The 14,582-nt window shown below is 36.5% G+C and carries 13 protein-coding genes; 10 read left to right on the forward strand and 3 right to left on the reverse strand.

From position 1 onward, the window contains the following. Positions 1 to 35: 35 nt before the first annotated feature. Together A6I66_RS00620 and A6I66_RS00625 are read right to left on the reverse strand one after the other, a co-directional pair. Complete coding sequence (locus A6I66_RS00620; protein WP_067144793.1) at positions 36 to 2,537, reverse strand: DUF5686 and carboxypeptidase-like regulatory domain-containing protein; 2,502 nt, start codon at positions 2,535 to 2,537, stop codon at positions 36 to 38. 64 nt (positions 2,538 to 2,601) lie between these two features. Continuing rightward, the gene (locus A6I66_RS00625) at positions 2,602 to 3,579 is read right to left on the reverse strand and encodes a pyruvate dehydrogenase complex E1 component subunit beta (RefSeq protein WP_067144794.1); all 978 of its coding nucleotides are present in this window, start codon (positions 3,577 to 3,579) and stop codon (positions 2,602 to 2,604) included. A gap of 418 nt (positions 3,580 to 3,997) precedes the next feature. On the opposite strand from A6I66_RS00625, the gene A6I66_RS00630 reads away from it, so the two are divergent. The 5 genes from A6I66_RS00630 to A6I66_RS00650 all read left to right on the forward strand — a co-directional run bounded on the left by A6I66_RS00630 (position 3,998) and on the right by A6I66_RS00650 (position 9,306). Continuing rightward, entirely contained in the window at positions 3,998 to 4,744 is a 747-nt protein-coding gene (locus A6I66_RS00630) for an electron transfer flavoprotein subunit beta/FixA family protein (RefSeq protein ID WP_067144795.1), read from the forward strand. Between the two features lie 153 nt (positions 4,745 to 4,897). After that, positions 4,898 to 5,857 carry an electron transfer flavoprotein subunit alpha/FixB family protein gene (locus tag A6I66_RS00635; protein WP_067145568.1) on the forward strand — a complete coding sequence of 320 codons (960 nt, stop codon included), beginning with the start codon at positions 4,898 to 4,900 and terminating at the stop codon, positions 5,855 to 5,857. Positions 5,858 to 5,973: 116 nt separating this feature from the next. Next, positions 5,974 to 6,597, forward strand: a complete 624-nt coding sequence (locus A6I66_RS00640) for a bifunctional nuclease family protein (protein ID WP_067145570.1) — start codon at positions 5,974 to 5,976, stop codon at positions 6,595 to 6,597. A 16-nt stretch (positions 6,598 to 6,613) separates the two neighbouring features. Next, positions 6,614 to 8,140, forward strand: coding sequence for a NupC/NupG family nucleoside CNT transporter (locus A6I66_RS00645; protein WP_067144796.1), 1,527 nt, complete (start codon positions 6,614 to 6,616; stop codon positions 8,138 to 8,140). A gap of 341 nt (positions 8,141 to 8,481) precedes the next feature. Beyond that, complete coding sequence (locus A6I66_RS00650; protein WP_067144797.1) at positions 8,482 to 9,306, forward strand: thymidylate synthase; 825 nt, start codon at positions 8,482 to 8,484, stop codon at positions 9,304 to 9,306. Positions 9,307 to 9,453: 147 nt separating this feature from the next. Here the strand turns inward: A6I66_RS00650 and A6I66_RS00655 are convergent, their stop codons facing one another. Beyond that, a complete protein-coding gene (locus A6I66_RS00655; protein WP_067144798.1) occupies positions 9,454 to 9,750 on the reverse strand; it encodes an isoamylase early set domain-containing protein in 297 nt (98 codons plus the stop codon). A gap of 302 nt (positions 9,751 to 10,052) precedes the next feature. On the opposite strand from A6I66_RS00655, the gene A6I66_RS00660 reads away from it, so the two are divergent. The 5 genes from A6I66_RS00660 to fabD all read left to right on the forward strand — a co-directional run bounded on the left by A6I66_RS00660 (position 10,053) and on the right by fabD (position 14,580). After that, positions 10,053 to 10,973 (forward strand): dihydrofolate reductase, encoded by a 921-nt coding sequence (locus A6I66_RS00660; protein ID WP_067144799.1) that lies wholly within the window; start codon positions 10,053 to 10,055, stop codon positions 10,971 to 10,973. Positions 10,974 to 10,987: 14 nt separating this feature from the next. Beyond that, positions 10,988 to 11,374 carry a hypothetical protein gene (locus A6I66_RS00665; protein ID WP_067144800.1) on the forward strand — a complete coding sequence of 129 codons (387 nt, stop codon included), beginning with the start codon at positions 10,988 to 10,990 and terminating at the stop codon, positions 11,372 to 11,374. 146 nt (positions 11,375 to 11,520) lie between these two features. Then, the gene (locus A6I66_RS00670) at positions 11,521 to 13,077 is read left to right on the forward strand and encodes an NAD(P)/FAD-dependent oxidoreductase (RefSeq protein ID WP_067144801.1); all 1,557 of its coding nucleotides are present in this window, start codon (positions 11,521 to 11,523) and stop codon (positions 13,075 to 13,077) included. A 12-nt stretch (positions 13,078 to 13,089) separates the two neighbouring features. After that, positions 13,090 to 13,650: a sugar O-acetyltransferase gene (locus A6I66_RS00675; protein ID WP_067144802.1), complete on the forward strand. Its 561-nt coding sequence runs from the start codon at positions 13,090 to 13,092 to the stop codon at positions 13,648 to 13,650. A 42-nt stretch (positions 13,651 to 13,692) separates the two neighbouring features. Beyond that, positions 13,693 to 14,580: an ACP S-malonyltransferase gene (fabD, locus tag A6I66_RS00680; protein ID WP_067144803.1), complete on the forward strand. Its 888-nt coding sequence runs from the start codon at positions 13,693 to 13,695 to the stop codon at positions 14,578 to 14,580. Positions 14,581 to 14,582: the final 2 nt, after the last annotated feature.

Raw genomic sequence — 14,582 nt, forward strand, 5'->3', positions numbered from 1 at the left:
TATTAAACATACTGTTCTTAGAACTTACCTCTATCTTAAAAACTAAATCCAAACGCTCCAGTAATACCAAATTGTCGGGCATTCGGATTTTTAACTTCATCTAGATAATTGCCTCGGAAATTGAAGTCCAAACGGAAAACTTTAAAAATATTCCCGATACCGAAACTGTATTCATAATAAGGTATTTCAGACGGTGCTTGATACACTAATCCTGAAGCATTCAAGTCGATATTATCTTGGGAAATGCTTCCTATAACGGTTCTAAATCCTGCGATGGCTCTTAAATTTAATTTTTTAATTAAAGGAATTCTAGAAAATAAGCGGCCGTTAAAATTATGCTCTACATGTACCGAAGTGTACGCATCGGTTACAAATTCATAAAAATCAATTTGCGAGAAAGTATTATAAATCGAGAAATAACTCTGATTTCCTGGAATCACACTTAACAGACCGAGTGGTACGGTTCCAAAGGTTTTTCCTGCTTCAATGGTGGTATAAAGTCTTCCAAAACCACCAACTTGCCAGGGTTGCACATAGCGAAACTGAAGTTTAGTATAATCAAAATTATCATTGTGCCTGCCCTTCACACCTTTGGTAATTAAAGCAAATATTTGCGCAAAATCGTCGTTCGCAGCTGTACGTTCCACCCCGAATCCCGTCATTTTTCGATTTGGAAAAAAAGACATTAATAATTCGGTTTCATATTGTTTAATTTCAGAAGAAATCCCTGTTGGAGAGTTGGGATCGTAATAATCTAAACTAAAGGTATCTGAAGCTGACTCTAATGTTCTGTAACTCCCACCCAATCTCACCGTGAAATTTTTTACAGGTTCAAATTCTAGGGATAAAGTCGATAAATTGATATTAGTAAGTTTATCGTTGGCTGCTGTTGTAAAAAGCCCAGATGAAGCAAAACTACGCCCTAGCACATCGGTAGAGTTGGTTAAACTCGCCCCTATTTGTTCGATATCCCGACGGTTTCCTCCCGAAATAATCAAACGCGTTTTTTTGTCTAACAGCACTTTTCCTGAAATACCATACTTAAACTTATCATCTCGAAACCCATAAGCCATAAAGCCTTCAATACGCCATAAATCGTTTCGACCAAAATATGTACGACCACCCACACGGGTTCTAAACCCCTCCACTTCGTTATATCCAAACGACGAAAATACAGGTCCATAATCTAAAGGCAGGGTATTAAACTCATAATAGCCAGAGGCCAAAACAGTACCTGCACTATATAGATTTTTAAACTTTTTTACCGTTTTTAAGGTATCGAGCATTTTGTAAACACCCTTTTCGTCTTTACTCAACTGCTCCATGCGGTTTTCATCCCAAAAGGCATCATCACGATTATAGACATCCTTATCGTAATAGTTCACTTCTTTCTCGTAAAATTTCTTGTCCTTTACAATATCGAACTCGTAATTATCGAAGAGCGTTGTACGCTTTCCGTAAAGTCCGCGAGACTTCTCCTTTTTACTTGGCGCAAAATCCGACATCATATAATCACGTTTCACTAAGAATAGCGAATCGTTAAGCACTTCAAACTCCTGCTCGATATAAATTTCTTTTACCCAGTTTATATTAGCACTTTTAGAAGCTTGTAGGTTTATTTCCTTGATGGCATACGTGGTATCGGCTACCCAAAAATCACCTTTAAAAGTGAGTTCATTTTTTCGCCTTGGGTAGTAAATAATATTATAACACCACTTATTATCAATATAAGCGCTATCGGCTAAAACATAGTTATAGGTATTAATCCCTGTTCTTGACAGCGGACTAACAAAACTTTTATCGAAAAATTTCAGGTAATTATCATACACATTGATATCAGCATACAAATCCTTAACAAAATCGATGAGACTCTGGTTATCACTAAACCCCGAGTTTTTATTCCCTTGAAGAATTTCTTTGTATTTCTTCAATACATTATCACCATATACTTTAGAAGCAGCTTCATTCACAAAAATGGGCAAGTAGGTTTTCCCAGTTACTTTAGAGGTATCTACCTCCTCGAAAACAAACTCCATACCTTTAAACAATTTGCTTTTTATAAGCGCACTGTCTATGGTATTGATATCAAATTCGAGTTTTTCGTATTTGTTATATTGATACTGATTGAATTGTTTTAGACCGTTACTACGCTTATGCTCCCATATTTTGCGCAGTAAATCGATGGCGGGATTATTCTTTTTGGGCTGCTTGCCGGATACAATAAAAACTTCGTTTAATTGAGCTGCAGCCTCTACTAGTGTGAATTTTAAATCGTAGTTTATTCTTTTTTCTAACGGAATTTTTAAAGTTTCATAACCGATAAAAGAAACGGTTACACCAGACCATGTTTCATCAGACTCCAAATAAAAACGACCATCTTCATTGGTGATGGTTCCTTGAGTAGAACCACTGAAAATAACGTTTGCAAAGGCAATAGGCTCCTTATTTTCATCAAAAACATAACCACTAACTTTGGTTTGCGCATACACTGCGCAAAAACATGTAAAAAATAAAGCTAGAAAAAGTCTTATCCTCATAATAAAAAAAACTTCACCAACATAAAATGTTGATGAAGTTTATATTATTGTAATAAATTACAATTTATTTATACATCACCTTTTTTACCGCTTTGATTACCTCATCTTTGTTAGGTAACCATTCTTCCAATAATACTGGAGAATACGGTGCAGGTGTATCTGCTGTGTTTATTTTAACAACTGGAGCATCAAGATAATCGAAAGCTTCAGATTGTACTAAGTACGTAATTTCAGTAGCAACACTTCCAAAAGGCCATGCTTCTTCTAAAACAACTAATCTGTTTGTTTTCTTTACCGACTCTACAATCGCTTTTCTATCCATTGGACGTACCGTACGTAAGTCGATAATTTCACAAGAAATACCTTCTTTCTCTAATTCGTCGGCTGCTTTGTAAGCTTCTTTAATGATTTTACCAAAAGACACGATAGTAACATCGGTACCTTCACGCTTAATATCGGCAACACCTAAAGGAATGATGTACTCACCTTCTGGCACTTCACCTTTATCACCGTACATCTGCTCACTTTCCATGAAAATAACTGGATCTTCATCGCGAATAGATGCTTTTAACAAGCCTTTTGCGTCGTATGGGTTTGATGGCACAACTACTTTTAAACCTGGTGTATTTGCAAACCAGTTTTCAAAAGCTTGAGAGTGCGTCGCTCCTAACTGACCAGCAGAGGCTGTAGGACCACGGAAAACAATCGGACAATTAAACTGTCCACCAGACATTTGTCTGATTTTAGCCGCGTTATTTATAATTTGATCAATTCCAACTAACGAAAAGTTAAAGGTCATATACTCTACAATAGGTCTGTTTCCAGTCATTGTAGATCCTATAGCAACACCAGCAAAACCAAGCTCTGCAATTGGTGTATCAATAACACGTTTGGCACCAAACTCGTCTAACATGCCTTTAGATGCTTTATAAGCACCATTGTACTCTGCTACCTCTTCACCCATTAAGTAAACGCTCTCATCTCTGCGCATTTCTTCGCTCATTGCTTCGCAAATAGCTTCTCTAAATTGAATTGTCTTCATTAAAGTTTATTTTTATTCGAGTAGCAAAAATAATAATTATTGCCCATACTATACCATAAAAAGCATATGTAAAATTCAGGAAAAATTATTTTTAGTAAAAAAACAGAAATAACTCACAATTAATAGGAATATATGAAAAGGCCAATCCCTTTTATTTTAATTTTAGATTATCCAATTATTAATCCCTTCAAAATTTGTATATCATTTTATCAATTCACAAAGTTTAACGGGCTTATTTTACCTATTTACTAGAGTGCCATATCAAATAATCAGAATAAAATAATTAACTTCGTATCCTGAATTTTTCAGACGATTTTACTTAAAACTTCTTAAGACGATACCTTAAATCACGATTTGTATGATTATACAGATAGTTCGGGTATGACATTGAGATCTAATCATTATAAAATTTATACAAATGAAAATATTAGTGTGTATAAGTCATGTTCCAGACACTACTTCGAAGATTAACTTCACCGACGACAACACGAAATTTGATTCGACTGGTGTACAATTTGTAATTAATCCTAATGATGAGTTCGGATTAACCCGTGCCATGTGGTTTAAGGAAAAACAAGGCGCTCAGGTTACCGTAGTGAATGTTGGTAATGCCGACACCGAGCCTACTTTACGTAAAGCCTTGGCTATTGGTGCCGATGAAGCCATCCGTGTGAACACTACAGCTACCGATGGTTTTTCAGTAGCTAAACAATTAGCTCATGTGGCTAAAGAAGGTGCTTACGATTTAATTATTGCTGGTAGAGAATCAATCGATTATAACGGTGGCATGGTTCCTGGAATGCTTGCCGGACTTACCGACGCTAATTTTGTAAACAACTGTATTGGATTAGAAGTTGAGGGTACTTCCGCGAAAGCGATAAGAGAAATAGACGGTGGTAAAGAAACTGTTTCTACAGCATTACCTTTAGTTATTGGTAGTCAAAAAGGTTTAGTGGAAGAAAGCGATTTACGCATCCCGAACATGAGAGGTATTATGATGGCCAGAAAAAAGCCTTTAACTATAGTAGAACCCGTAAGCTCTGAGGCTGAAACTACCTCTGTAGCCTTCGAAAAACCAGCACCAAAAGGCGCGGTAACTTTAGTTTCCCCAGATAATTTAGACGAATTAGTAAACTTACTTCATAACGAAGCTAAGGTGATATAAGTCTCCCCTAGCCTTTCCATGGGAGGGTAAATGATTAGGGAGATGTTCGTTAAAATACCGAAATTATCATCAGATCCTGAAACAAACTCAGGTAAAAAAACAAAATTCATTAATGAAATTTTCGCTTTCGCGGAAATGAAAAAAAGTATATTTATGTCCGTTTTAGTATATACAGAATCAGAACAAGGCAAACTAAAAAAGGCTGCTTTCGAAGTGGCATCTTACGCTAAAGCCGTTGCCGATCAACTAGGAACAAGCGTTACAGCTATTGCTATTAACACTAACGACACTGCCGAACTTGGTAAATATGGTGTCGATAAAGTGCTTCAAGTTAATCAATCGGAACTCGATAAATTTACAGCAAAAACTTATGCCGCTATTATTAAGCAAGCTGCAGAAAAAGAGGGCACTAAAGTGGTCGTTCTAAGTTCTAGCGCCGACAGCAAGTATTTAGCGCCGTTATTAGCGGTTGGCTTGTCGGCAGGTTACGCTTCAAATGTTGTTGAAGTCCCGTCAAACACCAATCCATTTACAGTAAAACGTACAGCGTTTACTAATAAAGCTTTCGAATCCACTCAAATTAATACCGATGTAAAAATAATAGGTGTTTCTAATAATGCCTTCGGATTGGTGGAAAATAGTGCTAGCGCTTCCGCGGAAGACTTCTCGCCTGAATTACCAAGTGCTGGTGTTACTGTTGAGTCGGTTGATAAAGCGACAGACAAAGTTACTATTGCCGATGCTGAAATCGTTGTCTCTGGAGGAAGAGGATTAAAGGGTCCTGAAAACTGGGGTATGATTGAAGAATTAGCCGAAGTTTTAGGTGCTGCAACTGCTTGCTCGAAACCTGTTTCTGATTTAGGTTGGCGCCCACATGGCGAACACGTTGGACAAACCGGAAAACCTGTTGCTTCTAATCTATATATTGCTATTGGTATCTCTGGAGCTATTCAGCATTTAGCTGGTGTAAGTGCTTCAAAAACTAAAGTGGTGATTAACACCGATCCTGAAGCACCTTTCTTTAAGGCTGCCGATTACGGTGTTGTAGGCGATGCCTTTGAAGTGGTTCCTGCCTTAATAGAAAAATTAAAAGCTTTTAAAGCTCAACAATAATTTATTTTTTATAAATTGTGTAGTCCTAAAGAACTGCTTAATTTAGCATTTTATACCAAATGGGTACGCTCGGTTGGTTAAGTTCTAAATTAAGCGGTTCTTTACGTTTTAAATATATGAGTTTAGTAAGATTAAATATAAAAGGAATTTCCTATAGCCAAACGCAAAATGGCGCGTACGCATTAATATTAAATGAAGTTGACGGCGACCGCAAACTCCCTATCGTTATTGGTGCTTTTGAAGCGCAGTCTATCGCCATTGCTTTAGAAAAAGAAATTAGCCCGCCAAGACCCTTAACACACGATTTATTTAAAAATTTTGCCGACCGATTTGATGTAGTGGTTAAACAAGTGATTATACACAAACTTGTTGATGGCGTCTTTTATTCTAGCTTAATTTGTGAGCGCGACAAAATTGAAGAAATCATAGACGCTAGAACTAGTGATGCTATCGCTTTAGCTCTACGCTTTCAAGCCCCTATTTTCACTTATAAAAACATTCTTGATAAAGCGGGAATCTACTTAAAAGTAAATCCTAAAAAAGAAGATGAAGACCAAGAAGACAGTGTTATTTTAGATGAACTTGTTGCCAATGAAATGGAACCTAATCCTAATGAGCAACGCGAAACCTATAAAGGTAAAACCATAGAGGAGCTTCAAAAATTATTAGAAGAAGCCGTTGCTACAGAGGACTATGAAAAAGCAGCTCATATTCGAGATGAAATTTCCAAACGTGAGTAATCCTTATTTTTAGACTATGAAAAAGTTGTTTTTGTGTATTGTCGCCATCTGTTTATTAACGTCGTCACAAGGGTTTTCCCAAGAAACACAAAACAACATTGTTACTGATTCCGTTCAACAAAGTATTGCTACAGATTCTACGCGTACTCTTGTAGAGCATATCAATGAAGAAATTGGACAAACAAGCACCCCCGAAGCCACAGAATCCAGTATAAATAGTGCTATTCATCCAAGTCAAGGTTTTTCCATGAACAGCTTATGGCGTGGTATACTGGGCATGATTTCACTTATTGTTATTGCTTTTTTATTCAGCAGTAACCGTAAGGCCATCAATTGGAAAACTGTTGGTATCGGTTTAGCGTTTCAACTAATTATCGCGATTGGTGTATTAAAAGTGCCTTTCATTCAAAACATCTTTAAATATCTAGGAAAGGCATTCAATAAAATTCTCACTTTTACAGAAGCTGGTACCGAATTCTTGTTCAAATCATTTATATCTGGCACCATTGAAAGTCCGCTTATAAATTTTGCAGTCACCATATTACCAACTATTATCTTCTTTTCAGCCCTAACTTCGGTGTTATTCTACCTTGGAGTCATACAAAAAGTGGTAAAAGCTATGGCTTGGTTACTTACCAAATTATTAGGTATTTCGGGAGCAGAAAGCTTAAGTGTTGCAGGTAACATCTTTTTAGGTCAAACCGAAGCGCCTTTAATGATAAAAGCTTACTTGGAGAAGATGAATAAATCTGAAATTCTTCTGGTAATGATAGGCGGCATGGCTACCGTTGCCGGCGGTGTGCTTGCGGCTTATATTCAGTTTTTAGGTGGTGATGATATGCAATTGCGTGAGTTTTTCGCCAAACATCTACTTGCCGCATCGGTTATGGCAGCTCCTGGCGCTATAGTTATTTCTAAAATATTATATCCGCAGACCGAAGCCATTGAAACAGATGTCATGGTTTCTAAACAAAAAATTGGCGACAATATTTTAGATTCTATCGCGATTGGAACAACCGAAGGTTTTAAGCTTGCAGCCAATGTCGCGGCCATGCTTTTAGTTTTTGTAGCCTTTATTGCCATGATAAACTATGGCCTTTTAAAAATTGGTAGTATTGGTAATTTTAACTTGTGGGTTAGTGAAAACTCACCATACAACGCCTTGTCTCTTGAAGCCATTTTAGGTACTGTTTTCTCTCCACTAATGTGGCTTATTGGGGTTGCTAAAGAAGACATTATGATGATGGGGCAATTGCTAGGCATTAAGTTAGCAGCAAGTGAATTTGTAGGCTATATACAACTTAGTGAATTAAAAAATACGGCAAACGCGATTCATCTTAATTACGAAAAATCGGTGATTATGGCAACCTATATGCTTTGTGGCTTTGCAAATTTTGCTTCTATAGGCATCCAAATTGGAGGTATTGGTTCCTTAGCTCCTGGGCAACGTAAAACCCTATCACAATTTGGCATGAAAGCTTTAATTGGTGGTACTATCGCTTCTTTAATTTCGGCTACTATTGCGGGGATGATTATTGGGTAACAAATTCCTGAGAAAGCAAGAATCTCATGTTTATCACATAAAAAAAATCACCATAAATTTGCATTACAGTTTTTCAAACTGAATTTCCTTTCCTATCAAATAAACCTGAAAGATCTAAGTAAATCATCCAAATTGCTTAGTCTAAAAACAATTTAATTTAACCCTTTACGATTATAGAATTCCATCTAAAAAGCCATGGCGTTAATAACTTTTAACATCTAAGTTTGTTAAAATCTATTCAGAATCTTTCAATTTCCTTAAATTCGCCATTGCAGAATTTATTCATTTTTTTACGGAATTTTCACCTTTTAAGAGATTCCTGCCTACGCAGGAATAGGCCTATGAAGCAATATCACGATTTAGTTAAGCACGTTTTAGAACACGGAAACTTAAAAGAAGACCGCACAGGAACGGGAACAAAAAGTGTGTTTGGTTACCAGATGCGATTCGATTTAAGCGAAGGTTTCCCTATGGTTACAACCAAAAAGCTACACTTAAAATCGATTATTTATGAGTTGCTTTGGTTTCTAAAAGGCGATACTAACATCAATTATCTTACAGAAAATGGTGTTAGAATTTGGAATGAATGGGCTGATGAAAATGGTGATTTAGGTCCTGTTTACGGACATCAATGGCGTAACTGGAACAGTGATGAAATAGACCAAATTAAAGAGGTTATTAGTAGTTTGAAAAATAATCCTGATAGTCGACGCATGTTAGTTTCGGCCTGGAATCCTTCTGTTTTACCTGATACTTCAAAATCTTTTAGCGAAAATGTCGCAAACGGAAAAGCAGCACTTCCACCGTGTCATGCTTTTTTTCAGTTTTACGTGGCCAACGGAAAGCTATCTTGCCAACTCTACCAACGTAGTGCCGATATATTTTTAGGCGTGCCTTTTAACATTGCATCGTACGCATTATTCACCATGATGATGGCTCAAGTTTGCGGTTACCAAGCTGGAGAATTTATCCATACCTTTGGTGATGCACATATTTACAACAATCATTTTGAACAGTTAAAACTGCAATTATCACGAGAGCCAAGACCACTTCCTACCATGAAGATAAATCCGGAGGTCAAAGATATTTTCGACTTTAAATTTGAAGACTTTACGCTTGAAAACTACGATCCGCATCCACATATTAAAGGTCAGGTCGCGATATAATTATAAAACAACCTAAAAAGACGTTCATTCAATATATTTGTCAGCTTGAACCTGTCGAATCCCATTAGACACCTAAGTACATCAAGAGATTTCGACAGTTTCAGTACGGCATACCATCTAATGGCCTTCCAGTCTTTTTATTATATCTTACAAATTTAAAACGCTGTTTTCTGCACCTGCATAATCATTCCATGCATAGGCATCAGCTTCAGTGTCATTTACATAAACGCCATCAACCAGATATTTAAACTCATACGAGTTTCCTGCATCCAAATCAATAGTCCCTTTAAAAGTTCCATTTTTAAGCTTTTTTAAGACTGCTTTTTTATCATTCCAGTCGTTAAAAGTTCCTACAACAGATACTTTTTTTGCTGCCTCAGCCTCAAGCGCAAAAGTTACTTTACATACTGGTTTTGTTTTTAAATATTGTTTTTTGATAGCCATAATTAAAATTTTCAGTGTTGTTATAGCTACTAATTTATAAAGATTTTAGCACAAACAATGATTTAGTTATCTCATAGTGAAAGAATTATCATTTTAATAATTTCGGTTCAAAAAAAATAATACTTACAAAATATTTCAATCATAAATTTATCGTATTACCAACAACTAAAGCTGATAAAAACTTCATTTTCAGAAGCTTTTAACCCTTCAAATATTAAGATATTTTAGAAACAGCCATTATCAATTAAACATTTTAAACTCAATAAAAAAGCACTAACTTTACCGTTATTATTTTTATAATTATGTTCGGCAAAAAGAAATCCATACCAGAAATAGACAAAGAGCAATTAGAACTTATTAAAAATGCTCAAAAACGTATTAAACAAAAAAAGAGACTGTATTTCCACTTTGTTTTATTTTTAATTGGTAGTGCCTTTTTAATACTTGCCAATACGGTATTGGGTATGGGTACCGAATTAACTCAAATACTGGGTGCCGAATGGTTTGTTTTTGCGATTCTTATATGGTCATTTATTTTTGTATATCATGCCTTTAACGTGTATGTCACTCATAGATTTATGGGTAAGGACTGGGAACAAAAGCAATTAGCCAAGTTAGTTGACAAACAGAAAAAGCGTATTGAACAACTGCAGGCGGGATTACCTAAAGAAGAGGCTATAAAGAAAACCCCAGTGACTAAAGCAGCTATCGCACCAACAACAACGACTTCAAACCAAGAGCTTACTATTATTGTCGCTGCCGCGGAAAACAACGCGATAGGAAAAGACAATGCATTAATATGGCATTTAAGTGACGACTTAAAACGTTTTAAAGCTTTAACGAGCGGGCACCATATTATTATGGGACGTAAAACGTTTGAAAGTTTCCCAAAACCACTACCAAATCGCACACACGTTGTGATTAGTAGACAACAAGATTACACGGTGCCGGAAGGTGTTATTGTGATGAACAGCCTTCAAGAGGCTATTGATTTTTGTAAAAACGACCCACAACCTTATATTATTGGTGGTGGTCAAATTTATGAACAAGCTTTAGATTTAGCCGATAAAATTGAATTGACCCGCGTCCATGAAAACTTTGAAGCCGACACCTTTTTCCCTGAAATTGATAAAAAGATTTGGAAAGAAACCGAGCACAAGTTCCACCCTACCGATGATAAAAATGAATACGAATTTTCATTTATCACTTACGTTAGAAAATAATAACCTTAAACACTTTGGAAATAGATAAAACAGAAGCTTTATTGCAAAAATTCCATTATAAATTCGAAAGAAAGCACGATAAGCTTATAGTTGAATCTGATTTTTCATTCAGAGTTATTGCCGACTTTTCTAACCCTAATAAAATTATATTATCCGATCGTTTATTCGGTTGGAATTTCTTGACAGGACTCGTAGAAATGAGCCTTAAAAATGCCATGATTTACAATTTTATTGGCGGGCTTATTCTTGTACTTTTTTATATCTACATGCCTACTGTTTTTAATCATTTAACAACAAAGATCCTTTGTATAGGCATCTTCTTCTGGATTTTAATTTGGACCGTGTATTATTTGATAAAAGCAGAAAGTATTAAACGTACGTTAACAAATTGGAACAAATAATAATTTCCCAGATTTACTCTTAAAACATTTAGATTTTAATTAAACATACTAAAGCTATATAAAGCTTGCAAAATCATCAATTTGATTCTGCAAGCTTTTTTATTTGTGATTCTTAAAAGCAATACAATTTTCATTAATTTCGCAGTATGGTAAAAGAAATTCAACTTCGTATCACGCTAGCAGAGGAAGAGCGTAGCGATATTCTAGTGTTAAAATCGGCCGTAAAGCTCGATATAGACAGAGAAGACATTACTGGCGTAAAAGTGTTACGAAAATCTATTGATGCTCGAAAACCAAAGATCATTTTCAATTATAAAGTGGCCGTATATATTCGCGAAATGTTACCTAAAACCTCCGAATATCAGTTTGACTACAAAGATGTTTCAAAAGCCAAATCGGTTCATATAATTGGATTTGGTCCTGCAGGTATGTATGCTGCTTTACGCTGTATAGAGCTTGGCATGAAACCTATTGTTTTAGAACGCGGTAAAAATGTACAAGATCGTCGTAGAGATTTAAGAGCTATAAACCAGGAACACTTTGTAAATGAAGATTCCAATTATTGTTTTGGCGAAGGTGGAGCAGGAACTTATAGCGACGGTAAACTATACACCCGAAGTTTAAAGCGTGGCGATGTGCGACGTATTTTTGAAAACCTCGTATATCATGGCGCCACCGATCAAATTTTAATTGATGCGCATCCGCATATTGGCACCAATAAATTACCTAAAGTGGTGCAAAACATTCGTGAAACCATTCTCAAATATGGTGGCGAAATTCATTTTGAAACTCGAGTAACAGATTTCAAAATAAAAAATAATAGCATACATGCCGTTCAACTTCAAAACGGAGAAGAACTAGCGGTTGAAAAAGTTATCTTAGCAACGGGTCATTCAGCACGAGATATTTTTTATTTGCTACACGACAAGGCCATTGCCCTAGAGGCAAAGTCTTTTGCTATGGGTGTTCGCGTAGAGCATCCACAACATATTATTGATTCTATTCAATACCACTGTTCAGGAGAACGAAGTGAATTACTTCCCGCGGCTTCTTACGGTTTAGTGCAACAAGTAAACAACCGAGGTGTATATTCATTCTGTATGTGTCCTGGCGGATTTATTGTTCCAGCTGCCACAGCCAATGGTGAGGTGGTTGTAAACGGTATGTCTCCATCAAAACGGAATAATTTATATGCCAATTCGGGTATTGTTGTTGAAATTAATGTAGACACCGATTTACCTAAGTATGAAAAATTTGGCGTATTAAAAGGTCTAGAATACCAGAAAAACTTAGAACGTTTGGCTTTTACGGCAGGCGGAAGAAGTCAGGTCGCTCCAGCACAACGTCTAACCGATTTTGTAGAAGGTAAATTTTCTAACAGTTTGAATGACTGCTCTTATCAACCCGGATTAAATTCGGCGCCGCTTCACTCCTTACTTCCAAAATTTATTGGCGGGAGATTACGAAAAGGTTTTGAGGCCTTCGGACAAAAAATGAAAGGTTATTATACTGAAGAAGCCAATATTGTTGGGGTAGAATCTAGAACCTCATCGCCGGTTTCCATTCCTAGAACCGATCATTTAGCACATCCACAAATCACCAATTTATACCCTTGTGGCGAAGGCGGTGGTTATGCTGGAGGTATTGTTTCAGCAGCCATGGATGGTGAACGCTGCGCTGAAGCTGCTATCGCTACTTTCTAAACAAAAATAGCTATGACTGAAAAAGATAAAATGTTAGCTGGCCACATGTACAGCCCTTCCGATCCCGAATTGGTCAAAGCACGACATGAAGTACGTTTATTATTTCATAAATTCAATATTTTAAGCGAATTAGACCTAGAGGAACGTCAGGCTACCTTATATAAAATCCTACCCAACGCCGGAGAAAACCTGTTTATTGAACCACCTTTTCACTGCGATTATGGAAGTAATATTAAAGCAGGAAAAAACCTGTTTATGAACTTTAACTGCTGTGTTTTAGATGTCGCTACAGTAACTATTGGAGACAATTGCATGTTTGGGCCACATGTACAAATATACACCGCTACACATCCTTTAGAATTTAAAGCTAGAAACAGCGGCAAAGAATATGCTAAACCGATTACCATTGGCGATAATGTTTGGATTGGTGGCAACGCTACCATTTGCCCAGGCGTAACTTTAGGAAATAATGTTGTTGTTGGCTCTGGAGCCGTAGTAACTAAAAGCTTTCCAGATGATGTTGTGGTTGCAGGAAATCCTGCCAAAATTATTAAAAGCATAGATAACGACTAAATTTATAATGCTTATTTTTGCAGCTCTAAAAAATTAAAAACAATGAATGCATATATTTTTCCTGGTCAAGGCGCACAGTTTACTGGAATGGGTTTAGATCTTTATGAAAACTCTGCCTTAGCACAAGAATTATTTGAAAAAGCCAATAAAATTTTAGGTTTTAAAATTACAGACACTATGTTTGAAGGTTCTGCAGAAGACTTGAAGGAAACTAAAGTAACTCAGCCTGCAATCTTTTTACATTCAGTGATATTAGCAAAAACATTAGGAGATAGTTTTAAACCAGATATGGTTGCAGGACACTCTTTAGGAGAGTTTTCGGCCTTAGTTGCAAATGGTGCTTTAACTTTTGAGGACGGATTAAAACTTGTATCTCAACGTGCTTTAGCCATGCAAAAAGCTTGTGAACTACAACCAAGTACTATGGCTGCTGTTTTAGGTTTAGAAGATAACCTGGTTGAAAATATTTGTAAACAAACCGAAGGTGTTGTGGTTGCAGCTAACTACAACTGCCCGGGGCAATTAGTGATTTCAGGAGAAATTGAAGCTATTAATAAAGCTTGTGAAGCCTTAAAAGATGCTGGAGCAAGACGTGCTTTAGTATTACCTGTTGGTGGCGCTTTTCATTCACCACTTATGGAGCCTGCACGTGAAGAGCTTGCTGCTGCTATAGAAAACACGACATTCAGCAAACCAAACTGCCCAATTTACCAGAATGTTACTGCAAACGCTGTAAGCGATGAAGCCGCCATAAAAGCAAACTTAATTTCTCAGTTAACAGCTCCTGTACGTTGGACGCAGTCTGTTGAGCAAATGATTGCCGATGGTGCCACTTTATTTACTGAAGTTGGTCCTGGAAAAGTTTTACAAGGTTTGGTTAAAAAGATTAATAGAGCTTCTGAAACTGTTTCGGCTACTTTAGAAAATTAATT

This window comes from Pseudotamlana agarivorans, assembly GCF_001642835.1.
GTDB classification, from domain to species: domain Bacteria; phylum Bacteroidota; class Bacteroidia; order Flavobacteriales; family Flavobacteriaceae; genus Pseudotamlana; species Pseudotamlana agarivorans.

Excerpts from the sequence above, each read along its gene's own strand:
- A6I66_RS00620 (WP_067144793.1), bottom strand. The coding sequence starts at position 2,537 with ATGAGGATAAGACTTTTTCTAGCTTTATTTTTTACATGTTTTTGCGCA.
- A6I66_RS00625 (WP_067144794.1), bottom strand. The coding sequence starts at position 3,579 with ATGAAGACAATTCAATTTAGAGAAGCTATTTGCGAAGCAATGAGCGAA.
- A6I66_RS00630 (WP_067144795.1), top strand. The coding sequence starts at position 3,998 with ATGAAAATATTAGTGTGTATAAGTCATGTTCCAGACACTACTTCGAAG.
- A6I66_RS00635 (WP_067145568.1), top strand. The coding sequence starts at position 4,898 with ATGTCCGTTTTAGTATATACAGAATCAGAACAAGGCAAACTAAAAAAG.
- A6I66_RS00640 (WP_067145570.1), top strand. The coding sequence starts at position 5,974 with ATGAGTTTAGTAAGATTAAATATAAAAGGAATTTCCTATAGCCAAACG.
- A6I66_RS00645 (WP_067144796.1), top strand. The coding sequence starts at position 6,614 with ATGAAAAAGTTGTTTTTGTGTATTGTCGCCATCTGTTTATTAACGTCG.
- A6I66_RS00650 (WP_067144797.1), top strand. The coding sequence starts at position 8,482 with ATGAAGCAATATCACGATTTAGTTAAGCACGTTTTAGAACACGGAAAC.
- A6I66_RS00655 (WP_067144798.1), bottom strand. The coding sequence starts at position 9,750 with ATGGCTATCAAAAAACAATATTTAAAAACAAAACCAGTATGTAAAGTA.
- A6I66_RS00660 (WP_067144799.1), top strand. The coding sequence starts at position 10,053 with ATGTTCGGCAAAAAGAAATCCATACCAGAAATAGACAAAGAGCAATTA.
- A6I66_RS00670 (WP_067144801.1), top strand. The coding sequence starts at position 11,521 with ATGGTAAAAGAAATTCAACTTCGTATCACGCTAGCAGAGGAAGAGCGT.
- A6I66_RS00675 (WP_067144802.1), top strand. The coding sequence starts at position 13,090 with ATGACTGAAAAAGATAAAATGTTAGCTGGCCACATGTACAGCCCTTCC.
- fabD (WP_067144803.1), top strand. The coding sequence starts at position 13,693 with ATGAATGCATATATTTTTCCTGGTCAAGGCGCACAGTTTACTGGAATG.